The following is a 23,030-nucleotide window of genomic DNA, read 5'->3' on the forward strand; positions in this document are numbered from 1 at the left end:
TCTCCGAGGAGACACCAGGGGCGCTGCGAAACCGGTTACGCCACCGGCACCGAGGCCACGCCCGGAGCCAGGAACGGCTTGCCGTTCACCTTCTCCGAGATGCCCTCACGGTCCAGATACGGCGTGACGCCACCCAGCCAGAACGGCCAGCCCGCGCCCAGGATCATGCACAGGTCGATGTCCTGTGCCTCCGCGACCACGCCCTCGTCGAGCATGATGCGGATCTCCTCGGCCAGGCCCTCCAGGGCCCGCGCGCGGACCTGCTCCGCGGTCAGCGGGGCGTCGCCGAACTGCCAGAGTTCCTGGACCTCGGGGTCGACGCTCGGCTTGCCGGTCGAGTCCCAGGTCCACACCGCGGCCTTGCCCGCCGCGACGAACGCCTTCATGTTGTCCGAGACGCCGAAGCGGTCAGGGAAGGCGCGGTTCATCGTCTCGGCGACGTGCAGTGCGACCGGCGGGCCGACCAGTTGCAGCAGCACCAGCGGGCTCATCGGCAGGCCCAGCGGCTCCAGCGCGTTGTCGGCGACCTCGAACGGGGTGCCCTCGTCGATCGACTTGACGACCTCGCCCATGAAGCGGGTGAGCAGGCGGTTGACCACGAACGCCGGGGCGTCCTTGACCAGCACCGACGACTTCTTCAGCGCCTTGCCCACCGCGAACGCCGTGGCCAGCGTCGCGTCGTCCGTCTTGTCCGCGCGGACGATCTCCAGCAGCGGCATGACCGCGACCGGGTTGAAGAAGTGGAAGCCGACGACCCGCTCCGGGTGCTTGAGCTTCGAGGCCATGTCGGTGATCGACAGCGACGAGGTGTTCGTCGCCAGCACGCACTCCGCGCTGACGTGCTCCTCGACCTGGGCGAACACCGTCTGCTTGACGCCCAGTTCCTCGAACACGGCCTCGATGACGAAGTCCGCGTCGGCGAACGCGGCCTTGTCCAGCGAACCGGACACCAGCGCCTTGAGGCGGTTGGCGCCGTCGGGGGAGACCCGGCCCTTGCCCTGCAGCTTGTCGATCTCGCTGTGGACGTAGCCCACACCCTTGTCCACGCGCGCCTGGTCGATGTCGGTCAGCACGACCGGCACCTTGAGCTGGCGGGCGAACAGCAGCGCCATCTGGCTGGCCATCAGACCCGCGCCGACGATGCCGACCTTGGTCACCGGGCGGGCCAGCGACTTGTCCGGGGCGCCCGCGGGCTTGCGCGCGCGCTTCTGGACCAGGTTGAACGAGTACAGGCCTGCGCGCAGCGGGTCGGTCATCAGGACGTTGGCCAGGGCCTCGGTCTCGGCGGCGTAACCCTTGTCGAGGTTGTTCTCGCGAGCCAGCTCCAGCAGCTCAAGAGCCTGCTCGGCGCCCGGCGACGCGCCCTTGGTCTTGCCGTGGACGATCGCCTTCGCCCGCGCGACGGCCGCGTCCCACTCGGCGCCGCGGTCGATCTCGCGGCGGGCCGGGGTGACCTGGCCGTTGACCACCGAGGCCAGCCACAGCAGCGACTGCTCCAGGAAGTCGGCCGAGTCGAACAGCGCGTCGGTGATGCCCAGCTCCAGCGCCTGCTTCGGCTTGAGCATCTTGTTCTGCGCCAGCGCGTTCTCGAAGATCACCGTCACGGCCGCGTCCGGGCCGATCAGGTTCGGCAGCAGCTGCGTGCCGCCCCAGCCGGGGAACAGGCCGAGGAACACCTCGGGCAGGGCGATGGCCGCCGCGCCCGCGGAGAGGGTGCGGTAGTGGCACGACAGGCCGAGTTCGAGGCCGCCGCCCATGACCGCGCCGTTGATGAAGGCGAAGGTCGGGATCTTCGACTCGGTGAACCGGCGGAACACGTCGTGCCCGGCCTGGGCGATCTCCAGCGCGCGCTCGCGCTCGGCGATCTGCTCCACACCGGACAGGTCCGCGCCCACGGCGAAGATGAACGGCTTGCCGGTCACGGCGATCGCGGCGGGCTCAGCCGCCACGGCCGCGTCGAAGGCGGCGTTCAGCGACACCAGCGACTGCGGGCCGAACGTGGACGGGCGGGTGTGGTCGTGGCCGTTGTCGATGGTGATGAAGGCGACCGGCTTGTCGAGGCCGGGAACCTTGATCAGCCGCGTGACCGCGCGAGTGACGACCTCGTCCGGGAAGGCCGCGAGGGCCTGTTCCTGGGTCAGCATCAGTTGCCACCACCGTTCCAGTGCGGGTTCTCCCAGATCACGGTGCCACCCATGCCGATGCCGATGCACATCGAGTTGATGCCGTAGCGCACCTCGGGGTGCTCGGCGAACTGGCGCGAGAGCTGGGTCATCAGACGCACGCCCGAGGAGGCCAGCGGGTGGCCGCACGCGATGGCGCCGCCCCACTGGTTGACCCGCGGGTCGTCCTGGTCGATGCCGAAGTGGTCGAGGAAAGCCAGCACCTGCACCGCGAACGCCTCGTTCAGCTCGAACAGGCCGATGTCCTCAATGGACAGACCGGCGCGCTTGAGCGCCTTCTCCGTCGCGGGGACCGGGCCGACGCCCATGACCTCGGGCTCGACGCCGACGAACGAGAAGCCCACCAGGCGCATGCCGATCGGCAGACCAAGCTCGCGCGCGGTCTCCTCCTCGGCCAGGATGCAGCCGGTCGCGCCGTCGTTGAGGCCCGCCGCGTTGCCCGCGGTGACGCGGCCGTGCGGACGGAACGGGGTCTTGAGGCTCGCCAGCTGCTCGACGGTCGTTCCCGGGCGCGGCGGCTCGTCCTCGGTGGCCAGGCCCCAGCCCAGCTCGGCCGAGCGGGTCGACACCGCGACGAACTCGGGGCCGATTTTGCCCGCCTTGACCGCCTCGGCGTACTTCTCCTGGCTGCGCGCGGCGAACTCGTCGCAGCGCTGCTTGGTGATCGCCGGGTAGCGGTCGTGCACGTTCTCCGCGGTCTGGCCCATGATCAGCGCGGTCGGGTCGACGATCTTGTCGGCCACGATGCGCGGGTTCGGGTCGACGCCCTCACCCATCGGGTGACGGCCCATGTGCTCGACGCCGCCGGCGATCACCACGTCGTAGGCGCCGAAGGCGATGCCGCTGGCGCTGGTGGTGACCGCGGTCATCGCGCCCGCGCACATGCGGTCGATGGCGTAGCCGGGGACGGACTTGGGCAGGCCCGCGAGCAGCGCCGCCGTCCGGCCGATGGTCAGGCCCTGGTCGCCGATCTGCGTCGTCGCGGCGATGGCGACCTCGTCCACCCGCTCCGGGGGCAGCTCGGGGTGCCTGCGCAGCAGTTCACGGATGACCTTCACGACGAGATCGTCGGCGCGGGTCTCCGCGTAGATGCCCTTCGGGCCTGCCTTGCCGAACGGCGTGCGTACACCGTCGACGAAGACCACGTTCCGAACGGCGCGCTCGGCTGCGGATGCAGCGGGTGCGGCCACGTGGGTGCTCCTTAGTCGAATATGGGCTACCGACTGGTAACAAGCCCTACTCTAGCGCTGGTTACCAGTGAGTAACATAGCGGCGCGCTTATGGAGTGGGTCACAGTCCGACGAAGTCCGCCATCGCCGCGGCGGAGAAGTCGAACAACGCGTCGGCCGGGTCGGCCGAACCGACGAGCTGACCGAACAACTCGAAGCCGACGACGCCGAACAGCTGTGTCCACGCCACCATTACCCGCGCGAACGCCCCCGGCGGCAAGTCGATCGAGATCGCGTCCGCGACGGCGGCGAGCTGTCCGCGCAATGTCGTGTCGATCTCCGCGTCCGCGACCTCGGCCGCTCTGGCGATGGTGAGCAGCAGCAGGGGCACGCGGCCCGCTGGGGCGATGGTGTCCTGCGGGGCCTTGTAGCCGGGGACGGGGGAGCCGTAGATCAGCGCGTACTCGTGCCGGTTGGCCAGCGCCCAGGCCCGGACGGCCCGCCAGATGTCGAGCCAGCGCTCGCGCGGCGTGCCCTGGTGGTCGGCTCGCTCCACCGCGTCGGCCAGCGAGGTGTACGCGTCGATGATCAACGCGGTGAGCAGGTCGTCGCGGCAGGGGTAGTAGCGGTAGACCGCCGACGAGGACATGCCGAGGTTGCGCGCCACGGCGCGCAGGGACAGGGCCTGCGCGCCCGCGGTGGCCAGCTGGTCGCGGGCGTCCTCCTTGATCGCGAGCGTCAGCGCGGCCCGGTTGCGGTCGCGCGCGCCTGGGGTCTTCGTCGTCATGGACCGAGCATACGAGAGCGCCGCTCTTGACGAGAGCCCCGCTCTCGTATTTACTGGAGACCAAGAGAGAGCGGTGCTCTCGTTTCTTGGAGGGATTGACGATGTCGACTCGCTACCAGCGTCCGGGCAGGCTCACCACGGACGTGTTCAACCGTTTCGTGGCCTTCCTGGTCCGCCGCGGCGTGAATGTGTGGGGCTCGCGGGTGCTGTCGGTGCGCGGCCGAAAGTCCGGCGAGATGCGGTCGACCCCGGTCAACCTCCTCGTCCACAACGGCGAGAACTACCTCGTCGCCCCGCGCGGCCACACGCAGTGGGTGCGCAACCTGCGGGCGGCGGGCGAGGGCGAACTGCGCCTGGGCCGCAAGGTCTTCACGTTCACCGCGGTCGAACTGGCCGACGACGAGAAGCCGGAGTTGCTGCGCGCCTATCTCAAGCGGTGGAAGTTCGAGGTGGGAATGTTCTTCGACGGAGTCGACGCTTCCTCAGCCGACACCGACCTCCGCCGAGTCGCCCCGGACCACCCGGCCTTCCGGATCACCCTGGCATGAGGGCCCGCGGTCAGCGCGATCACCCCGAGTAAGCCGACCAGCGCGCAGACCCCGAGCCACCCGAACGCCGTGTACGCGCGGGTACCCGCCCAGGAGCCCACGGTGCCGCCGAGGTAGGCGCACGTCATGTAGGCGGTGTTGAGCCTGCCGCGGGCGTCGGGGCGGATCGCGTAGACGCGGACCAGGTTGGCGACCATTCCGCTTTGCATCGCCACGTCCAGCACCAGCGTGCCGAGGACAAGCGCGCCAAGCCCCACCACGCCGCCAAACCCACCCGGGATCAAGAGCACCGCCGACCCGATGACGGCGATCATGCAGACCAAGTTGATCGGGTCGGACCCACGCCGGTCGACTTGGCGGCCCGCTATCGGGGTGCAGATCATCGTCGCCGCGCCGATGAGTGCCAGCCAGCCGACCGCTTCGGCGCCGTAGCCGTAGGTGGGGCCGGTGAGCAGGAGGGCGACCGTGGTCCAGACCGCGGAGAAGCCGCCGAAGATCGTCGCCTGGTAGAAGCACGAGCGGCGCAGGTCGGGCTCGGTTCGCAGCAGGCGCAGTGGCTCGATGATGAGTGACAGGTACCGCTGGCGAGTCGCCGGGACCGACTTGGGCACGACGAAAGCCAGCATCACGGCCAGGACGGCGGTGACCGCGCCCGCGATGAGGTACGGAGCACGCCAGCCAATCCAGTCGCCTGCGGTGCCCGCGAAGGTGCGGGCCAGCAGCATGCCGCCGATGGAGCCCGCGAGCAGTGTTCCTGAGACCTCGCCACGGCGGTCCGCGGCGACGAGGCCTGCGGCCATCGGGCCGATCACGGGGGCGATAACCGTGGTGACACCGATGAGGACGCTCGCCCCGACCAACGGTGGCAGCCCGGGGGCGAACCCGGCCGCGAGCAGGCTCAGGGCGGTGACGGCGACCAGGCTGACGATCAGCGGCCGGTGCGGAAGCCGGTCGCCGAGGGGGACCAGCAGGAAGATCCCCAGCGAGTAGCCGAGCTGCGTGCCGGTCACCACGAGCGTGGCCGAGTCGGGCGACACGCCGAGACCCGAGGCGACCAGCGGGCTGACCGCCTGCGGGAAGTACACGTTCCCGACAGCGACCCCACAGGCCATGGCCAGCAGCAGAAGCACCCGACGGCTCAGGCCGCGTTCGATCACCGGGCGAGCCTCGCGTGGTCGACGAAGCTCACGCAAATGATTTGCCTGTGGATCACGGTGGGGCGGGATCCGTGATGGCCAGGGGCCGCGCGGGTGCGGATAGCGTCTGCCGTGATCCTCAGGACACGCCCTAGGACTGCGGTGTGACAGTCGTGCGCAGGGCCGTGACCAGCGCCTCCCCGGTCAACGCGATCTGCCATTCCCGCGCGCTGCCCACGCGAAGGGCGGCGGTGACGGTGTCGAGGTCGATGTCCTCCGGCGGCTGCCAGCAGGTCCGCCGGACCAGGTCCGGCTGCAGCAGGTTCTCCACCGGCAGTCGATTGGCCTCGGCGATCGCGGTCAACGCGGTCCTGGCCGCGCCCAGGCGGGCCGCCGCTTCCGGGAACTTGTCGGCCCAGCGGTTTGCGGGTGGCGGGCCGTCGTTCGGCGGCGACGGGTCGGGCAGGTCGCTCTTGGGCAGGGCGGCCGAGGCGCGCAGGGCGCGCATCCAGGTTCCGGCGAGGCGGCGCTGGGCGCGACCCTTGAAGACGGGGAGCTGGAGCAGGGCCTGTTCGTCGGTCGGGGACACCGCCGCGGCCTGGATGATGGCGCTGTCGGGCAGGACGCGGCCGGGGGCGATGTCGCGGTCGCGGGCCATCGTGTCGCGCGCCTCCCAGAGGGCGCGGATCGCGGCCAGGCCGCGCGCGGTCCGGACGCTGTGGATGCCGGACGTGCGCCGCCAGGGCTCCTTGCGGGGGGCGGCGGGCCCTGCGGTGCGCAGGGCCTCGAACTCCTCCAAGGCCCAGTCGAGTTTGCCCTGGGCGCGCAGTTCGGCCTCCAGCGCGTCGCGCAGCGGCACCAGGAGCTCGACATCCAGCGCCGCGTAGTTCAGCCAGTCCAGGGGCAGCGGCCTGCGGGACCAGTCGGCGGCGCCGTGGCCCTTCTCCAGGCGGTAGCCGAGCAGCAGTTCCACGAGCGTGCCGAGGGCGACGCGGTCGAAGCCCGCGAGCCGACCCGCCAGTTCGGTGTCGAAGAGTTCCTTGGGGCGCAGGCCGAGATCGGCCAGACACGGCAGGTCCTGTGAGGCGGCGTGCAGCACCCACTCGTCCGCGGCGAGGGCCTCGATGAGCGGTTCGACCTCGTCGTCGACCGCCACCGGGTCGACCAGGAAGGTGCCCGCGCCCTCGCGGCGGATCTGCACTAAATACGCGCGCTGGGAGTAGCGGTAGCCGGAGGCCCGCTCGGTGTCGACGGCGATGGGGCCGGTGCCCGCGGCGATGAGATCCGCGGCGCGGCGCAGGGCCTCGCGGTCGGCAACGACGTCGGGGGTGCCGTCGGCTGGCTCGGTGAGCAGCACCGGGACGGGAGGGTCAACGGCCGCCGAGCTGGGTCCTGGTCCGGGCATAGTCACGGCGACTGACCCTACGGCACGACCGAACAAGATCGCGGTAGATCAGCAGCAGTCGTGTGGCTGGGCCATGCCCTGCCCGGCCACACGACCGCTGTTGTCTATCGGATGACGCCCGCTCGCATGGCGAGAGCCACCATTTGCGCCCGGTCGCCGGTGCCCAACTTGCGGCCGATCCGCGACAGGTGAGACTTCACCGTCAGCGCTGAAAGGTTCAGCGCCTCGCCGATCTCCTTGTTGGACTGACCGTCCGCGACGAGCTGGAGCACCTCGACCTCGCGCGCCGAAAGCTCACGCGGAGTGTTGTCGGTGCCCGGGACCCTGGTGCCCGTGGCGAGGACCGGGGCGACACTCGGGTCGGCGTAGACGCCACCCTCGAGCACCCGGCGGACCCCGTCGGTCACCACGACCGGCGATGCGGACTTCAGCAGGTAGGCCTGTGCGCCTGCCTGGAAGGCCGACCGTACGGCGTACGGGTCGTCGGACGAAGCCAGCACGACGATCCGCGGCCAACCATGGCTGCGGAGCTCCGTGACGAGCTCGATCCCACTGCCGTCCGGCAGACCCAAGTCGAGGATCGCCAGGTCACACGGCCCAGTGGCCTGTGCCCTAGCCCTCGCCTCGGCCACCGTGGCGGCCTCGTGCACTGTGCCCGCGCCCATCTGCGTGAGCCGGGCGGCTATCGCCTCCCTCAACAGTGGGTGGTCGTCAACCACCAGCACTGAGAACAACTCTTCCCGCGGGTGCGGGACCATGTTCGCAGGCAAACTGCCTGCTGGCGTGGTACGAACGGCCTGACCTAAGCCGACGGCAGCCACGTCACTACCTCCCTGGAGTCGGTCGTTGCCCCCCGACCGGCACTGGGACTTTCGACCAAACAGCCGCGCCGCCGTTGGACCGAAAGTGGTGTCGACAGGGGCAGCCTAGCCGCCCAAGCGGGTTAGCGGGACGATCAATCGGGTAAGTATCCGATCGGGTTGTCACTGAGGGACGTGAATGTCCCACGATCGGGTGACTCACCGAACGGTGACGTAACGGATGGACTTAGTCACACGATGGAATGGAGTCACGGGTAGTGCACAACCCAGGTATCGACCGCGCGCGAGCGCTCTTGTCGAGCGTCCCTCTGGTCGACGGACACAACGACCTCCCGTGGGCGCTGCGCGAGAAGTTCGGCTCCGACCCCCGCGCCATCCTCGCCGGGATCGACCTCGCCGTCGAGCAGCCCGACTTCCACACCGACCTGGTCAAGCTGCGCCGCGGCGGCGTCGGCGGCCAGTTCTGGTCGGTCTACGTGCCCTGTCAGCTGACCGGCCACGCGGCGGTGTCCGCGGTACTGGAACAGATCGAGATCGTGCACACCCTCGCCGCGCGCTACCCGGCCGACCTGGGCCTTGCCTACACCGCTGACCAGGCCGAATCCGCTTTCGCCAGCGGCCGGGTCGCCTCCCTGCTCGGCGCCGAGGGCGGCCATTGCATCGCCGAGTCGATCGGTGTTCTGCGGGCGCTGTACCGCCTTGGCGTGCGCTATCTGACCCTCACCCACAACGACAACGTGCCGTGGGCGGACTCGGCAACGGACGTGCCGAACGTCGGCGGGCTGTCGGATTTCGGCCGGGAGGTCGTGGCCGAGATGAACCGGCTGGGCATGCTGGTCGACCTGTCCCACGTCGCCGCGACCACCATGCGCGACGCGCTGGACGCGAGCACCGCGCCGGTCATCTTCAGCCACTCGTCCTGCCACGCGGTCACCAACCATCCCCGAAATGTGCCCGATGACGTGCTGAAACGTCTCCCGGACAACGGTGGCGTGCTGATGGTGACTTTCGTACCGCGCTTCGTCTCCCCGGCCATCGCGGCCTGGGACGACCGAATGGCCGAGGCGATGGCGGCGGTGGGGGAGAAGCACGCCGACCTGGCGGCCCGGGAGCGGTTCTTCGCCACCTGGGAGGGCCGAGACGAGCAGCCCGAGGCCACATTGGCCGAGGTGGTGGCCCACTTCGAGTACGCCCGCGAGGTCGTCGGGATCGACCACATCGGCGTCGGCGGCGACTACGACGGATGTCCGCAGCTCCCGCGCGGGCTGGAGAACGTCGGCACCTACCCCGCCCTCTTCAACGCGCTTCTGGACGCGGGCTGGAGTGAGGACGACTGCGCGAAGGTTGCTGGCCGTAACGTCCTGCGGGTGCTGCGTTCGGCCGAACGGGTGGCGGCCGAGCGTACATAACTGGCAAAAGTTAAAAACTTCTTCGCCTTACCTTCGATTCCGATCATGTCGTGGGCTCGTCGGACGCAACCCCTTCGGCCAGTCGTCCCCAAATTGGGCACTGGCAACTGGTAATCCCTTAAAACTGTGGACGCTGTGGTTAGCGTCACGCTGCCGGCTCCAGGCATGGGGGCCGGCGAATCTTTGGGAGGAGTCGAGCGTGAGCTCATCAGCAAGACGAATTCCGGCGTGGAAGCTCGCTGCCGCCGTCGGCCTGAGTGGGGCCGTGGTCGCGGGCCTCACCGCGTCGACAGCGGTCGCGGAGGACAACGTCCTGCGCAGTGACCGGGACGTCGCCCGCTCCTGCTTCGCCAAGCTGCTGCCGGGCGGCACCAGGGGGACCGACCGCCGCGAGGTGACCTCGACGGTCGACGGCCTGATCCAGGCCAGGCTGACGGCGCGGGGTGCCGACGCGGGTGACTGGGACCTCGCCGTGTTCGACAAGGCCACCGGGAACGTGGTGGCCGCCTCGACGGCGCTGCGCAGCGCCGAGCTCGCCGAGAGCTTCGTGACCAAGGGCCAGGAACTGGTGGTCCAGGCCTGCCGCTACGCCGGGTCCGCGCGCACGGTCAACCTGGGCGTCGACTTCCTGGCGATCAACGCCCAGGGCGGGCCCACAGCGGCCCAACGAGCCGAGATCGTCCGGGTGGAGACACCCACCAAGCAGCACAAGGACCGGCTGTTCGCCCTCGGTCTCGACGTCACCGAGAAGGCCGACGCCACCGGCGTCGAGGTCGTCCTCGCGGGCGACGCCGACCGGAAGACCCTGCGCGACAGCGGCATGAAGTCCACCGTCGTGCAGGCCGACATCTCGGCCCGCTCGATCGCCAACGCCAAGACCGACAAGCAGTACGCGGCCACCAAGTCGGGCTCTGAGCTGCCGTCGGGCCGTACGGCGTACCGGCACCTGTACGACTACAACTACGAGATGAAGGAACTGGCCAGGGCCAACCGCGGCCTGGTCAAGGCGTTCACGCTGCCCGAGTCGACCTGGGAAGGCCGCGAGGTCGTCGGCGTGGAGATCGCCGCCGACGTCGACAACATCAAGGACGGCAAGGCCGTCAACTTCACCATGGGCATCCACCACGCGCGGGAGTGGCCCGCCGGTGAGCACGCGATGGAGTGGGCCCACGAACTGGTCAAGGGCTACCGGGCGGGCGGCGAGCTGCGGTCGCTGGTGACCAAGACCCGCAACATCGTGGTGCCGATCGTCAACCCCGACGGCTTCAACGTCTCGCGCGAGGCCGAGCCCAAGGGCGACTTCTCCCGGTTCGACTACGAGATGAAGCGCAAGAACTGCAACGTCAACGACTCGCCGGAGGCCTTCCGCACGGGCGTGTGCAAGGCCAACCCGGCCGGTCGCCTGCGCGGCACCGACCCCAACCGCAACTACGCGGGCTTCTGGGGCGGCGCGGGCGCGTCGACGGCGTGGAGCAGCGACACCTTCCGCGGCTCCGGCCCGTTCTCCGAGCCCGAGACCCGCAACGTCCGGTCGATCGTGTCCAACCGTCAGGTCACCAACCTGATCACGCTGCACACGTACTCGAACCTGGTGCTGCGCGTGCCCGGTGTCGCCGACGTCCGGCCGCCGCTCGACGAGCCCGCCTACAAGGCCCTCGGCGACAAGATGGCCTCCCGCAACGGCTACGTCAGCCAGCCGTCGTGGGCGCTCTACGACACCACCGGAGGCACTGAGGACTGGTCGTACTTCGCCACCGGTGGCTGGGGCTTCACCTTCGAGGTCGGCCCCAACGAGTTCCACCCGCCGTTCCAGAACGTCGTGGCCGAGTACGCGGGCCTGGCCCCGGCCGCGGGCGCGGGCAAGGGCGGCAACCGCATGGCGTTCATCGACATGCTGACCAACGCCGCTGACCCGGCGGCCCACTCGACGCTGGTCGGTTCGGCGCCGAAGGGCTACCAGCTGCAGCTGCGCAAGGCGTTCCAGACGCCGACCTCGCCGGTGGTCCAGCCCGACGGCAGCGTCAAGGACCCGATCTTCGTGTCCGACGTGCTCAAGTCCGACCTGGCCAGCACCGGCGGCCGGTTCAGCTGGGCGGTCAACCCGTCGACGCGTCCCTACGTCGCGGGCCGCTACGGCCGCGAGCCGCAGGGCCCGGCGCAGGCGACGATCGCGCTGGCCAACCCGGCGGGCGTCCCGGCCGAGAACACCAACTTCCCGGCCGACATGACCGGCGAGGTCATCCCGTTCCACGTGGACGGCATGCCCAAGGTGGACAACGGCAAGATGCAGGTCTCCGTCGGCTGGGGCACCGCCGACACCGACTGGGACCTCTACATCTTCGACGCGGCGGGCAACCTGGTGAGCTCGTCGGCCAGCGGTGGCACCAACTCGGAGAAGGCCGTGCTGTTCGACCCGCCCGCGGGCGACTACACCGCGGTGATGGTCAACTACTCGCAGGCCAACCCGTCGACTCCGGACGACTGGTCGAACCTGAAGGTCGACTTCTTCTCGCCGCTGCCGACGACCTACGGTCCGAAGGAGCCCTACACGCTGACCTGCAGTGACAAGCGTGGCAGGCTCGTCGGACTCGCGGAGATCTACGTCGACCGCGGCCAGACCGTGGACGTCGGCGATGTCTGCGTCCGCTCGGCCGTCGCGGCCAAGGAGCGCAAGAAGTAAGCAGTCCGAACCAAGACGGCGGCAGGCGCATCCCGCGCCTGCCGCCGTTTTGCTGTGTCAGGTCAGCGGCCCGGCCACTGCTGCTGCTGCTGCTGGCCGGGTGCGGCCTGGGGGATCGGGCCGGAGTGCTGGCCCGGGTACTGCTGCGGGGCGGCCTGGACCTTGGCGGGTTCGAGCCCGGTCGGCCGGAACGCCATCGCGCCGAGCGAGGCACCCATGGTCATGAAGGCGCACGTGATGGCGCAGGCGATCCACGCGGCGATCTCGATGGGCTTGGTGCTGTTCTCGCCGCCGAGGACGGCGACGGTGATGACGGAGGCGAGGGCGCCGAGGAAGGCCAATGCGGCGGCGGCGATGCAGACTTTGCGCATGGGCCCGCATCCTAGGTGGGTCTCTGACCCTTAGCTCCCGGAACTGGGAAATCGCGGACGAAGCGCAGCTCGTCGGTGACCGTGCCGTCGCGGCGGGTCCAGCTCGCGGTCGTCCGTTCGCGGAAACGGAAGCCCGCCCGCTCGAACAGGGCGGCGCTGCGGGTGTTGTCGACATCGCAGATCGCCTCGACCGTGGTGATCGGCAGGCCTGCGAGCAGTGCGTTGGTCATCGCGGTGACGGCGGCGGTGGCCAGGCCGCGGCTCTGGTGGCCGGGGACGAGCGTGATGCCCAGTTCGACGGCCTCCGCGCGCTCCCGGGCGACATAGAGGTCGCCGACCAGCGGGCCGCCAGGGGACTCACGGATCGCGAGTTGGATGCCGGTGCCGACCGCGAACGTGGCCTCGCCCATCGACTCGATGAAGGCCAGCGCGTCGGCGGGGGACAGCGGCGACGGCCAGCCCTGGAACCGGGCGTTGTCTGGATCGGAGTGCGACACCGACAGCACCTCGGCGTCGGCGGGGGCGAGGCGGTCGATCACGACGCCATTTCCGGTGACCGGCAGCATTAGTTGCCCGAGCGCTGGGTGAACAGGGTGATCCCGACCGGCGGCAGGCCAACGACGCTGGCCATGAGGTCGCAGAACGCCTCGCCGTGTGGGCGCAGGTCGGCGGTGCGCGGCGTCCAGGACGCGCGCAGCTCCAGGTCGTCGACGCGGGCCGGGCCCGAGATGTCGCCGAACCGGGCCGACGAGGTGTCGGTGACCGTGCCGCCGAGCGCGGTGAAGTCGGCCTTCGACGCGGCCAGGGCGTCGGTCAGCCAGGACCAGCCGACGGTGGGCAGCAGCGGGTCGTCGGCCAACTCGGCGTCGAGTTCGGCGCGGACGTAGGCCACCACCCGCAGCTCCCCGTCCCAGGCCTCCTGGCCCTGCGGGTCGTGCAGGAGGATGAGCCTGCCGGTGGCCGCCACGTCGGCGGGGCCGATGGCCTCGGCGGACAGGGCGTAGGCCCACGGGGCCAGCCGCTGCGGCGGGCGAACCTCGGCGAGCTGCAGCTCCGGTCGAGGTCGCAGCGACTTCAGCGCCTCGACAGCCAGTCTGAACAGCTCAGGCGCAGACGACGGTCCGGTCACGACTGGTAACTGTAGGACCACCCGAGCTAGTGAGTGGGAACGGCGCGCCGAGCATTTGTGGCCCGATCACGCCACCGACAGTGTGACCTGGGTCGGTTCGGCTCCCGCTCGACCGGCGGGAAACCACAACGTGGGACGATGTCCGCGCGATGACTGACACCAACACGGCCCTTCAGGCGCGCGCCGCCCGTCGGAGTCTGCCCGAGTCCCCGTTCCTGGCCGCCGCCCGTGGTGAGCGGCCCGCGCGGGTCCCCGTCTGGTTCATGCGCCAGGCGGGCCGCTCGCTGCCCGAGTACCGCGCCCTGCGCGCGGGCACGAAGATGCTCGCCGCCTGCTTCGACCCGGACCTGGTCTGCGAGATCACCATGCAGCCGGTGCGCAGGCACGGCGTCGACGCCGCGATCCTGTTCAGCGACATCGTGGTCCCGCTGGTCGCCGCGGGCGTCGACCTCGACATCGTGGCCGGGACCGGCCCGGTCGTGGCCGAGCCGATCCGCTCGGCCGACGCCGTGGCCGCGCTGCCGACGCTCGCCGCCGAGCAGGTCGCCCCGGTCGCCGACGCCGTCCGCCTGCTCACCAAGGAACTGGGCGACACGGCGCTGATCGGCTTCGCGGGCGCCCCGTTCACCCTCGCGTCCTACCTGGTCGAGGGCGGGCCCAGCCGCAACCACGAGCGCACCAAGGCGCTCATGTACGCCGACCCGACGACCTGGCACGCGCTGCTGGACCGGCTCGCCGACACCGCGCTGACCTTCCTGCGCGCCCAACTGTCCGCCGGGGTCGACGCCGTGCAGCTGTTCGACTCCTGGGCGGGCGCGCTCTCGCTGCGCGACTACCGCGAGTTCGTCCTGCCGCACTCGACCAAGGTCCTGCGCGGCCTGGCCGACGCGGGCGTGCCCCGCATCCACTTCGGTGTCGGCACCGGCCACCTGCTCGGCGCGATGCGCGAGGCGGGCGCCGATGTGGTCGGCGTCGACTGGCGGACCCCGCTGGACGACGCGGTCACCCGGATCGCCGCCGCGCCCGGTGAGTACGCCACCGGCCCGGTCGTGCAGGGCAACCTCGACCCGGCGGTCCTGTTCGCGGGCGAGGACGTCGTGCGCCGCGAGGTCGCCCGGATCATCGAGGAGGGCCGCGCGGCCCAGGGGCACGTGTTCAACCTCGGCCACGGCGTGCTGCCCGAGACCGACCCGGACGCGATCACCAAGGTCGTCGACCTGGTCCACGGCGGGTGACCCCGGTGCGGGTGGCGATCGTCGGCGGAGGGATCTCTGGGCTCGCCGCCGCCCACCGCCTGCGGGACCTGCTCGGTCCGGACGCGGTGATCACGGTGGTCGAGCAGACCGACCGGCTCGGCGGGAAGCTGCGCACGGTCGACCTGGCGGGCATCCGCTATGACGTCGGTGCCGAGGCGTACCTGGTGCGCAGGCCCGAGGCGGCGGCGCTGGTCGCCGAACTGGGCATCGAGATCACCCACCCGACCGCGGCGCGCTCGACAGTGCGCGCGGGCGGCGTCACCCGGCCCATTCCCGGCGGCACGATGCTGGGCATCCCCGCGTCGGCCGGAGCTGTGTCTGACGTGTTGTCCGAGGAAGGACTTCGCCGGGTCGAGGCAGAGCCCGCGTTGCCGCCGCTGCGGCTCGAAGGTGCCGACCTCGGACTCGGTGCCCTGATCCGGTCCCGGTTCGGTGACGAGCTGCCCGACCGGCTGATCGACCCGCTGCTCGGCGGCGTCTACGCGGGCGGCGTCGACAGCCTCGGCCTGCGCGCGACGCTGCCGCAGCTCGCCGCCGCCATCGACGGCGGCGCGACCTCGCTGACCGCCGCCGCCGCGACCGTCATCGGGAACCCCACTGGCGGACCGGTGTTCGGCACCGTCCCTAGTGGACTCAGCACCCTGGTCGACCGGCTCGCGCGCGATGTCGACGTCCGACTCGGGGTGCCCGTGCGGCTGCTGGAGCGGACCGAGTCCGGCTGGCGGCTCACCCTGGGCGCGGCAGCCTCGGGCCACGAGCCCGCCGACCCGGTCCTCGACGTGGACGCCGTAGTGCTGGCCGTCCCGCCCGCCGCCGCGCGCAGGCTGCTCGACGGCGTGGTCGCGGTGGCGGCCATGGCCTACTCGCGGATCGAGACGGCGTCGGTCGGCGTGGTGGCCCTGGCGCTGCCGCCGGGTACGCCGCTGCCGGACACCTCGGGCGTGCTGGTCGGCGCCGCGGAACGGCGGGGCGACGGCAAACCGTTCGCGGTCAAGGCGTTCACCTACTCGGCGACCAAGTGGGCCCACCTCGACGCGGTGGTCGTGCGCGGCTCGGTCGGCCGCTTCGGCGACCCGGGGGCGCTGCTGGCCGACGACGACGAGTTGGTCCGGCTGGTCCGCGATGATCTCGCCGAACTCGCGGGCGTGACCGCCGCCCCGATCGACACCCTGGTCACCCGCTGGGGTGGCGGACTGCCGCAGTACGGCGTCGGCCACGTTGAGCTGGCTCGGCGGATCGAAGAGGCCGTGGCCGCCGAACCCGGCCTCGCGGTCGCGGGCGCGGCACTGCACGGGGTGGGGGTCCCGGCCTGCATCGGCACCGGCGAGGCCGCCGCCCGACGTGTCGCCGCCCACCTGCACACCTTGGTCGCCAAGTGAGACGATGGACGGTATGGCCCGCCTGAACTACAACGAACTCAACGACACCATCCGCTACACCATGTGGTCGGTGTTCCGGATCGAGCCCGGCCGCCTGCCGGAGGACCGCGGCCCGGCCGCGACCGAGGCGAGCGACTACCTCGACGCCCTGTCGGGCAAGGGAGTCGAGGTGCGCGGGGTCTACGACGTCGCGGGCCTGCGCGCCGACGCCGACTATATGATCTGGTGGCACGCCGAGGAGATCGAGCAGGTCCAGGCCGCCTACACCGGCTTCCGCCGCACCGCCGTCGGCCGCGCGTCGACCCCGGTCTGGAGCCAGGTCGCGCTGCACCGGCCCGCCGAGTTCAACCGCAGCCACATCCCCGCGTTCCTCGCCGGGGAGGAGCCGCGCAAGTACGTCTGCGTTTACCCGTTCGTGCGCTCGTACGACTGGTACCTGCTGCCCGACGACCAGCGGCGCAAGATGCTCGCCGATCACGGTATGGCCGCCCGCGACTACCCGGACGTGCGCGCCAACACCGTCGCCTCGTTCGCCCTGGGCGACTACGAGTGGATGCTCGCTTTCGAGGCCGACGAACTGCACCGGATCGTCGACCTGATGCACCACATGCGCAAGACCGAGGCCCGCCTGCACGTGCGTGAGGAGATCCCGTTCTACACGGGCACCCGCGTCCCGGCCGCCGAACTCGTCGCCAACCTGCCTTGACCTACGTCCCGGGCCCGTACCGGGTCGCCGACGCCGCCACCTGGTGTGTCGAACAGGCGACTTTGGCCGCGGCGGAACTGCTGCGGGCCAGGGGGACGGACCCCGGCCCGGTGTCGGTCGACCCGGCCCACGCGATGGCGGCGTTCCGCAGCGAACGCCACTTGCTGATCGACGGGGAGTCGACAGGGGACCTGTGGTCGCCGCTGTCGGGGGACTACAAGGCCGCCGACGGCTGGGTGCGGCTGCACTGCAACTACCCACACCACGAAGCCGCCGCACTCACGGCCATCGCCAATCTCCCCGCCACCCCACGCCACGAGTTTCTAGCCGGCCCGGACGATGAGGACGCTGTAGCTGTTGCCCCGATTGAGTCTGTGCGTGTTGAACTTGCCGCGCCAAGCCACGGCGAGCGGGCGCCTGGCTAGTGCTAGATCAGGCGGCTGGTGAAGCCCGCGTCGGCGAGCCGCTGGTAGGCGGCGTGCACTTGCTCGGGCACGTCCTGCTCGATGGCGAAGCCGAGGCGGGCGTACTCGGTGATGCGCTGGGTGTCGCCGACGAGCATGTTGATGACGCGGTCGACGTCGCCGATCGAGCCGATGTAATCGTCGAGAGGCAGCGGCCGTGATGAGCAGATGACCTCGACTTCGGGCCAGACCTTGCGGCAGGTCGCGTAGGCGCGTCGCTGTTGGTAGGGCCGGGAGATCAGCATGACGGAGTCCGGGTGGATGCCCGCGTCGGCGAGGACGGCGCGGGTGTTGGTGAGGTTCTGGCTGGTGTTGGTCGCCTTGGTCTCGATGAGGATCGCGTCGGCGGGGACGCCGAGTTCGATGGCGTGCTCGCGGTAGTGGACGGCTTCGCCGCGGGGGAAGCGTTCGATGGTGGTGGGGGCGTTGGCGCCGGTGAACACGATCCGCTCGAACAGGCCCTGCTGGTAGAGCTGCGCGGTGTGGATGGCGACGCCGAGGTCGTGGGAGCCCAGGCCGATGCCGAGATCGCAGCGGCGAGTCTGGTGGCCCATGTCGTGGTAGGCCCACAGGGTCTCGACGTCGTTCCGCAGTTGGGGCAGCAGTTCGGTGGTAGCCATGACCGGCAAGGTTACGGCTGGCGAGGGTCGGTGCCGTGTACGCCCATCCGGTGCGCGAGTTCGATCGCCCGGTCCGCCGGTCGAGGGTGGCGGATCATCTCGCGGACCAGCACGCGGGAGAGCCGGTGGTAGCGGACCTGCTCAGGCGCGTACTGCTCGGCGCCGAGGAGCAGCCCGAGGGCGTCGTCGGCGCGGTTCCAGCGCACGAACGCCCGCGCGGTCTCGATGGCATGTCGGACGCGGCGCTCGACAGGTAGTGCCCGTGTGTCGACGCGGGGGCCGAGGTCGACGGCGATCTGGACGTCGCCGAGCTCCATCGCGGCGGTGACGCGGTGGATGTTGACGTTGGTGGGGCCGAACGCCGTCCACAGGTGGTTGGCGTCGTGCCCGATCCGGGTGGCGGCAATGTCCGCCTCGGACAGGAAGGTCGTGGTGTCGGAGCGGTCCTCGCGCCGCGATGAGGCGACCGCGCCGACCAGGTGCAGCATCCCGTAGACCGACAGGTACTCGGGGGTGGCGTCGCCGAGGCCGGGTTCGAGGTGTTCGGCGGCGGCGCGGATGAGCGCGACGGCCTGCTCGAACTCTCCGATGGAGACCAGTGCGTGGGCGACGGAGCGGTAGAGGGAGGCGATCATCAGGTTGTCGCCGCTGGTGTTGGCGGCGGACAGGCCGCGGGTGGCGGAGATCGCGGCGAGGTCGGCCTCGCCGAGCTTGGTGAGGAACGCGGTGGCGACCTGGTGGGCGCTGGCGGCCAGCGCGTGGGCGCTCAAGCCGTCGTCGCTGCTGGTTCCGTACTGCTGGCAGGCGGCCTGAACGTCGGTGATCAGCAACGGGAGCCGCTGGGTGAGCCGGGCGTAGCGGGAGTTCTGGTAGTCGTCCCACTGGGCGGCGATCTCGGCCGCGAGGACGTCCAGCCGGGCCGGTTCGCCTTCGCGCGGGCCGGTGAGGAACTGGCGGTGGTCCATCAGCGCGACCCGCAGCGCGGGCACGGTTCGGCGGCCTGACTCATCGGCCCAGGCCAGGAGGACAGGTTCGCCGATCAGGTCGCCAAGGGAGATGTCCAGCGCGGCGGACAGTCGGCGCAGCACGGAGAGACGGTCGACGGGGAGCACGTCGTGCTCGACCTTGCGCAGCCAGTCCTCGGTGCGCGCGACCAGCCCGGCCAGCACGGCCTGGGTCAGCCCGCGTCGCTGCCGGTAGAACGCGACGCGTTCGCCGATGGTCATGTCGTCGGTCATCCCTCGCATGAGGTTCAACCTTCCAGCTCCGGCCGCGACGAACCCAGAGAAATCCTCCCGGTTCACCACATTCGCCGCACCTAGCGTCCTGAATCAAGCACTCCCCGTGACATAGGACGTCACGAGGAGATCGTCCCACGCAGGCGTGTGAGCGAACTGGGGAGCGACCATGCCCATGGTCAAGCGGACGCATGAGATATCAGCACTGGCTCCTGCCGTGTCGGGCGTACCCCGACCGGTCGGCACGGCAGGTTTCAACCCTGGCCGGGGCCGGTCATGACCGGGTGGGGGCTGGTCCTGGCGGTGGCGGTGATCGTCGGCTGCGCGGTCGCGCCGGTGCTGGTCGGGTGGGCGATCAACGTCTGGTGCACCCGCCGCAGGCTGGCGCGTTGCCGGGCGGCGGACCTGCGCTGCCGAGTGGACGAGATCCGTGACCGCAACCGGCGAGCGCTGCCCGGCCCGGCGGAGCCCTACCGGCTGCGGCCAGTCCCTGGCCGGGTCGCGTCGTGAGGGCCGTCCGCGCGGCCCGGCGGTGGCGCCCGCGCTGGTGGCGGCACCCGGCCCAGCCGGTCGCGGTGCCGGAACCGGACACCGAGCTGATCTTCCTCGACCAGCCCACCGTGCGGTTCCCGCGTCGTTCGCATTCGCCCGTCCAGGCCGGGCTCCGGGTCGCCCCCTACGCCTCCGTCGGCTGGCGCACCCAGCCGATCCTCCGCGTCCCCGCGTCCTCCCGGGACCCGCGATCGAACAGGACACCTCGCTGATGAGTGCTCGACGAGCGGCGACCCGGCCGCGTGTGGCCCGTCCGGCGTTGACGTTCCCGGTTGGCAACCACTGTTGCCACCAGTACCGGATCGTCTGCGGCTACTACGAATGCGTGCACGGGCACGTGCTCAAGGTCGGCTATCCCGGAAGGGGTGGGCGACGGTGAGCCTGGACTACACCCCTGGCCGGTACACAGCGCTGCGGCTGGCGGCCCGTGAGCTGATCGTCTCCGACCGGACGGTGCTGCGGCGCCGCGACCACGTCGACCTGCCACCGGAGGTGTTCGCGGCGCTGCTCGTCCTCGCCCGCGACGGCTATCTCCAGCATCAGTTGCCTAAGCCGGGCAGCGACTTGGCGGTGCGGCCGGTCGGCTTGAGCCTGCCCGGGACGCGGTTGCTGCTCTCGTTCAACACCGAACACGTCCGTCGTGGACAGCAAGCCGGTGACCTGCGATGACCAGCGCGATCGAGCAGCCGGTGTGGTGGGGCACCAACCGGGGGAACAGCACCTTCTACGCCGGCCGCGCGCACGTCGTGTGGCCAGGCAGCGGCCGGGCCGGGCTGTGCGGGCTGCCAGTGGACGACCTGTGGGAGCTGCGGCCGTCGGTGCCGGAGCTGCTGTGCCCGGACTGCTGCCTGCTGGCCATGGCGGCACTGTTCCCCGCCTTCCCCACCGACACCCGCGCCGAGATCGGCCGACACGAATTCACCTCGCCCCAGGTCCCGCACGACGCGGGTCCTCTCGGGCACTGAACGGCGCACCAACCGTCCAACATCGACAGTCAGGAGGATTCGATGCGCGATTTGCGCTTGTCCCAACGTGATCTGCTTGTCCAGGCCATCGCTCACGCGACCGGCGACATGCCCACAGTGGCCGCTGCGGTGTGGAAGGTGCCGCTCACGCAGCCCGACAAGGTCGACGCCGCGCTGCGGGAGTGCGTGGACGGGAGAACGGTCGTGGTGACCGGGACGCTGGACCGGCGGCTGGTGCTCATCGAGCACGAATCAGGCGGGACGTGGACGGCGGCGGACCTGTCCGGTCAGCCGCACGGCACCCGGGTTTGGCCGGGCTGGGCCGAGGCCAATCTCGTCATCAGCGACCCGGACAGTTGGCTGTCGCGGGCGGAGATCACCGCCGAGGGCAGGCACCGGCTGGCGCGGCCCCGGTTGCTGCTGGCCTCGCTGTACCACCCGGAGAACTTCCCGCTGCCCCGGTTCCCGTTGGCGATCTCCGATCTGGCACGGGCGGCCCGCTCCACGCTGCTGGGCCAGGTGGAGCTGCTGGACATGCAGCTCGGTGTGCTCCTCGACGATGTCGTGGCCCGGGCAACCGGCGGCGAGGTCGACATCGTCGGGATCTCGGCCACCTTCGGCCAGCACGACCTGATGACCCGCCTGCTCGATGAGCTCACCGCGATGCCGGAGCCGCCGCTGCTGGTCGCCGGGGGCAGCCTGACGGTGCGCAACGAGCGGATCCTGCTGGAGCGGTACCCGCAGCTGATCATCGGCCGTGGGGCCGGTGAGCCGACGATCGCCGACGTGCTCGGGCACTGGCACGACGACATGGCGGTGCAGCACATCCGCGGTGCCGGTTACGCCGGGGCCGCGCGAGGGGAGGGCACGATGTCGATCGGGCCCCGGCGCACGCCGGTGGTGGCCAACCGGGCGCAGACCGACATGTGGCCGGAGCTGGACCTGCTGGACCGCACGTTCGCCTGCGGCGGGGTCGCCCAGCTCGAATCCAGCCGCGGGTGCACGAACTACTGCTCGTTCTGCCCACGCGGCCACAAAGGACAGTGGGCCGGAGCGGAACCGGACGCCCTGCCGTGGGTGCTGCGGGAGATCGGCGCGGTGGTCGACCGGCACCCACAGGTCAGCCGGACGCTGTACCTGGTGGACGAGGAGTTCATCGGCCGCGGCGACGACGCGGTCTCCCGGGCGCTGGCGGTCGCGGACACGTTGCACGAGGCCGGGTTCGCGTGGGAAACCTCGTGTCGGGTCGACCAGGCCGTGCGCCTGGACCTCGATCGGGACTGGCACATCGAGCGGGCGCACCTGTGGCGAGACCTGGTGGAACGCGGTCTGCGCAGGTGCCTGTTCGGGGTGGAGTCCGGGGTGACCTCGATCCTGGACCGGTTCAACAAGGAGACCACCGGCACCCAGAACGCCCTGGCCATCCGCACCCTGACCGCGCTCGGCGTGCCGCCGAGGTTCACCTACATCACGTTCGACCAGCTGATGACCCTCGACGAGTTGCAGCAGACATACGCCTTCCAGGGCCGCACCGACCTGCTGCTGCGCCCGCAACCTGGGTTGAGCGTGGACGAGATCATCGACGGGGTCCGCGACGAGCACTGGGTCGCCGCCCACACCACCGGCAAGCCGTTCTACACCGGCATCTCCTACATGCTGGTGTCGATGGAGTGCCTGATCAACGCCGCCTACACCCGCAAGGCCGAGGCCGCCGGGTTGACCGGGGACGCCGACCCGTCGATGGGGCGGGTGCAGGCCCGGTTCGCTGACTGGCGCATCGGGGTGGCCTCGCACTGGGCGCAGCTGTGGATCGACCGCAACTTCGCCCTGGACTACACCCTCAAGAGCCTGGAGAAGGTCCTCGACGGCGAACCCTACGGCCTGGTCCGCGACCTGCGGCGCACCATCAAGACCGCCGGGTACCGGCTGCTCGGCGGGATGATCGACGCTGCCACGACTGCCGACACCGCACCGGAGCGGGCCGACGAACTCAACGACCAGTGCTCTGGCCTGGCCGACCGGCTGCTCGCCGAGCTGCGCGCCGACCTGGACGCGGCACTCGGTTCGGTCGGTGAGAGTCTGCCCGATCGGCACCGCGACACCCTGCGCCGCGAGCACGACCGCTGGACCGCGACCGACGGGTGGCGGCTGATCAACGTGGCGGACCCGTGCGGAACCTGACCACCACGACCAGGAGGGATCACCTGATGCA

The 23,030-nt window shown here is 70.6% G+C and carries 22 protein-coding genes and 1 pseudogene; 12 read left to right on the forward strand and 11 right to left on the reverse strand.

Annotation, left to right across the window (positions count from 1 at the left end; all coding sequences use genetic code 11):
* Nucleotides 1–35: 35 nt before the first annotated feature.
* The 3 genes from BN1701_RS04200 to BN1701_RS04210 form a co-directional block, all read right to left on the reverse strand.
* Complete coding sequence (locus BN1701_RS04200) at nt 36–2,144, reverse strand: 3-hydroxyacyl-CoA dehydrogenase NAD-binding domain-containing protein (protein ID WP_054045675.1); 2,109 nt, start codon at nt 2,142–2,144, stop codon at nt 36–38.
* Nucleotides 2,144–3,373, reverse strand: coding sequence for a thiolase family protein (locus BN1701_RS04205; RefSeq protein ID WP_054045678.1), 1,230 nt, complete (start codon nt 3,371–3,373; stop codon nt 2,144–2,146). Before BN1701_RS04205 ends, BN1701_RS04200 begins: the two co-directional genes overlap by 1 nt.
* 100 nt (nt 3,374–3,473) lie before the next feature.
* Nucleotides 3,474–4,139 carry a TetR/AcrR family transcriptional regulator gene (locus BN1701_RS04210; protein WP_054045680.1) on the reverse strand — a complete coding sequence of 222 codons (666 nt, stop codon included), beginning with the start codon at nt 4,137–4,139 and terminating at the stop codon, nt 3,474–3,476.
* 101 nt (nt 4,140–4,240) lie between these two features.
* Here BN1701_RS04210 and BN1701_RS37090 point away from each other — a divergent pair, with 101 nt between their 5' ends.
* Nucleotides 4,241–4,687 (forward strand): nitroreductase family deazaflavin-dependent oxidoreductase, encoded by a 447-nt coding sequence (locus BN1701_RS37090; protein ID WP_082859646.1) that lies wholly within the window; start codon nt 4,241–4,243, stop codon nt 4,685–4,687.
* Nucleotides 4,688–4,794: 107 nt separating this feature from the next.
* Here the strand turns inward: BN1701_RS37090 and BN1701_RS04215 are convergent.
* The 3 genes and pseudogenes from BN1701_RS04215 to BN1701_RS04225 all read right to left on the reverse strand — a co-directional run.
* A pseudogene (locus tag BN1701_RS04215) lies at nt 4,795–5,799 on the reverse strand (MFS transporter); the annotation flags it as partial.
* 175 nt (nt 5,800–5,974) lie between these two features.
* Entirely contained in the window at nt 5,975–7,228 is a 1,254-nt protein-coding gene (locus BN1701_RS04220; RefSeq protein ID WP_054045681.1) for a ribonuclease D, read from the reverse strand.
* 104 nt (nt 7,229–7,332) lie between these two features.
* The gene (locus BN1701_RS04225; protein ID WP_035282988.1) at nt 7,333–8,049 is read right to left on the reverse strand and encodes a response regulator transcription factor; all 717 of its coding nucleotides are present in this window, start codon (nt 8,047–8,049) and stop codon (nt 7,333–7,335) included.
* A 242-nt stretch (nt 8,050–8,291) separates the two neighbouring features.
* On the opposite strand from BN1701_RS04225, the gene BN1701_RS04230 reads away from it, so the two are divergent.
* Together BN1701_RS04230 and BN1701_RS04235 are read left to right on the forward strand one after the other, a co-directional pair.
* Complete coding sequence (locus tag BN1701_RS04230; RefSeq protein ID WP_369800490.1) at nt 8,292–9,458, forward strand: dipeptidase; 1,167 nt, start codon at nt 8,292–8,294, stop codon at nt 9,456–9,458.
* A gap of 199 nt (nt 9,459–9,657) precedes the next feature.
* The gene (locus BN1701_RS04235) at nt 9,658–12,138 is read left to right on the forward strand and encodes a M14 family zinc carboxypeptidase (RefSeq protein ID WP_231949477.1); all 2,481 of its coding nucleotides are present in this window, start codon (nt 9,658–9,660) and stop codon (nt 12,136–12,138) included.
* A 62-nt stretch (nt 12,139–12,200) separates the two neighbouring features.
* Here the strand turns inward: BN1701_RS04235 and BN1701_RS04240 are convergent, their stop codons facing one another.
* Genes BN1701_RS04240 through BN1701_RS04250 form a run of 3 tightly spaced genes read right to left on the reverse strand, consistent with a single transcriptional unit; the run spans nt 12,201 to nt 13,638 of the window.
* Entirely contained in the window at nt 12,201–12,509 is a 309-nt protein-coding gene (locus BN1701_RS04240; protein ID WP_054045685.1) for a hypothetical protein, read from the reverse strand.
* An 11-nt stretch (nt 12,510–12,520) separates the two neighbouring features.
* Nucleotides 12,521–13,048 carry a GNAT family N-acetyltransferase gene (locus BN1701_RS04245; protein WP_172803183.1) on the reverse strand — a complete coding sequence of 176 codons (528 nt, stop codon included), beginning with the start codon at nt 13,046–13,048 and terminating at the stop codon, nt 12,521–12,523.
* A 26-nt stretch (nt 13,049–13,074) separates the two neighbouring features.
* Nucleotides 13,075–13,638: a DUF3000 domain-containing protein gene (locus BN1701_RS04250; protein ID WP_054045689.1), complete on the reverse strand. Its 564-nt coding sequence runs from the start codon at nt 13,636–13,638 to the stop codon at nt 13,075–13,077.
* A 149-nt stretch (nt 13,639–13,787) separates the two neighbouring features.
* On the opposite strand from BN1701_RS04250, the gene hemE reads away from it, so the two are divergent.
* Genes hemE through BN1701_RS36755 form a run of 4 tightly spaced genes read left to right on the forward strand, consistent with a single transcriptional unit; the run spans nt 13,788 to nt 17,404 of the window.
* On the forward strand, nt 13,788–14,873 hold the full coding sequence (gene hemE / locus BN1701_RS04255; protein WP_054045690.1) for a uroporphyrinogen decarboxylase: 1,086 nt from the start codon (nt 13,788–13,790) through the stop codon (nt 14,871–14,873).
* Between the two features lie 5 nt (nt 14,874–14,878).
* Complete coding sequence (gene hemG / locus BN1701_RS04260) at nt 14,879–16,273, forward strand: protoporphyrinogen oxidase (RefSeq protein ID WP_054055603.1); 1,395 nt, start codon at nt 14,879–14,881, stop codon at nt 16,271–16,273.
* 13 nt (nt 16,274–16,286) lie between these two features.
* Nucleotides 16,287–16,979: a hydrogen peroxide-dependent heme synthase gene (hemQ, locus tag BN1701_RS04265; protein WP_054045692.1), complete on the forward strand. Its 693-nt coding sequence runs from the start codon at nt 16,287–16,289 to the stop codon at nt 16,977–16,979.
* The gene (locus BN1701_RS36755; RefSeq protein ID WP_054045694.1) at nt 16,976–17,404 is read left to right on the forward strand and encodes a hypothetical protein; all 429 of its coding nucleotides are present in this window, start codon (nt 16,976–16,978) and stop codon (nt 17,402–17,404) included. The genes hemQ and BN1701_RS36755 overlap by 4 nt, the downstream gene beginning before the upstream one ends.
* A gap of 2 nt (nt 17,405–17,406) precedes the next feature.
* On the opposite strand, the gene BN1701_RS04275 is transcribed toward BN1701_RS36755, so the two are convergent.
* Entirely contained in the window at nt 17,407–18,063 is a 657-nt protein-coding gene (locus tag BN1701_RS04275) for a YdcF family protein (RefSeq protein ID WP_054055604.1), read from the reverse strand.
* 11 nt (nt 18,064–18,074) lie between these two features.
* Entirely contained in the window at nt 18,075–19,310 is a 1,236-nt protein-coding gene (locus BN1701_RS04280) for a helix-turn-helix domain-containing protein (RefSeq protein WP_231949478.1), read from the reverse strand.
* Nucleotides 19,311–19,577: 267 nt separating this feature from the next.
* On the opposite strand from BN1701_RS04280, the gene BN1701_RS04285 reads away from it, so the two are divergent.
* From BN1701_RS04285 to BN1701_RS04305, 5 genes are all read left to right on the forward strand, one after another.
* A complete protein-coding gene (locus BN1701_RS04285; RefSeq protein ID WP_054045696.1) occupies nt 19,578–19,811 on the forward strand; it encodes a hypothetical protein in 234 nt (77 codons plus the stop codon).
* Nucleotides 19,808–20,065 carry a hypothetical protein gene (locus BN1701_RS04290; protein ID WP_054045698.1) on the forward strand — a complete coding sequence of 86 codons (258 nt, stop codon included), beginning with the start codon at nt 19,808–19,810 and terminating at the stop codon, nt 20,063–20,065. The genes BN1701_RS04285 and BN1701_RS04290 overlap by 4 nt, the downstream gene beginning before the upstream one ends.
* A gap of 163 nt (nt 20,066–20,228) precedes the next feature.
* On the forward strand, nt 20,229–20,522 hold the full coding sequence (locus BN1701_RS04295; protein WP_054045699.1) for a hypothetical protein: 294 nt from the start codon (nt 20,229–20,231) through the stop codon (nt 20,520–20,522).
* Entirely contained in the window at nt 20,519–20,818 is a 300-nt protein-coding gene (locus tag BN1701_RS04300; protein ID WP_054045701.1) for a hypothetical protein, read from the forward strand. The genes BN1701_RS04295 and BN1701_RS04300 overlap by 4 nt, the downstream gene beginning before the upstream one ends.
* 42 nt (nt 20,819–20,860) lie before the next feature.
* Complete coding sequence (locus BN1701_RS04305; RefSeq protein ID WP_231949479.1) at nt 20,861–22,999, forward strand: radical SAM protein; 2,139 nt, start codon at nt 20,861–20,863, stop codon at nt 22,997–22,999.
* Nucleotides 23,000–23,030: the final 31 nt, after the last annotated feature.

Source organism: Alloactinosynnema sp. L-07 (assembly GCF_900070365.1).
In the GTDB taxonomy this organism is placed as follows: Bacteria; Actinomycetota; Actinomycetes; order Mycobacteriales; family Pseudonocardiaceae; genus Actinokineospora.

Excerpts from the sequence above, each read along its gene's own strand:
- hemQ (WP_054045692.1), top strand. The coding sequence starts at position 16,287 with ATGGCCCGCCTGAACTACAACGAACTCAACGACACCATCCGCTACACC.
- BN1701_RS04240 (WP_054045685.1), bottom strand. The coding sequence starts at position 12,509 with ATGCGCAAAGTCTGCATCGCCGCCGCCGCATTGGCCTTCCTCGGCGCC.
- BN1701_RS04220 (WP_054045681.1), bottom strand. The coding sequence starts at position 7,228 with ATGCCCGGACCAGGACCCAGCTCGGCGGCCGTTGACCCTCCCGTCCCG.
- BN1701_RS04210 (WP_054045680.1), bottom strand. The coding sequence starts at position 4,139 with ATGACGACGAAGACCCCAGGCGCGCGCGACCGCAACCGGGCCGCGCTG.
- BN1701_RS04275 (WP_054055604.1), bottom strand. The coding sequence starts at position 18,063 with ATGGCTACCACCGAACTGCTGCCCCAACTGCGGAACGACGTCGAGACC.
- BN1701_RS04200 (WP_054045675.1), bottom strand. The coding sequence starts at position 2,144 with ATGCTGACCCAGGAACAGGCCCTCGCGGCCTTCCCGGACGAGGTCGTC.
- BN1701_RS04285 (WP_054045696.1), top strand. The coding sequence starts at position 19,578 with ATGACCGGGTGGGGGCTGGTCCTGGCGGTGGCGGTGATCGTCGGCTGC.
- BN1701_RS04300 (WP_054045701.1), top strand. The coding sequence starts at position 20,519 with ATGACCAGCGCGATCGAGCAGCCGGTGTGGTGGGGCACCAACCGGGGG.
- BN1701_RS04305 (WP_231949479.1), top strand. The coding sequence starts at position 20,861 with ATGCGCGATTTGCGCTTGTCCCAACGTGATCTGCTTGTCCAGGCCATC.
- BN1701_RS04280 (WP_231949478.1), bottom strand. The coding sequence starts at position 19,310 with ATGCGAGGGATGACCGACGACATGACCATCGGCGAACGCGTCGCGTTC.
- hemE (WP_054045690.1), top strand. The coding sequence starts at position 13,788 with ATGACTGACACCAACACGGCCCTTCAGGCGCGCGCCGCCCGTCGGAGT.
- BN1701_RS04230 (WP_369800490.1), top strand. The coding sequence starts at position 8,292 with ATGGAGTCACGGGTAGTGCACAACCCAGGTATCGACCGCGCGCGAGCG.
- BN1701_RS37090 (WP_082859646.1), top strand. The coding sequence starts at position 4,241 with ATGTCGACTCGCTACCAGCGTCCGGGCAGGCTCACCACGGACGTGTTC.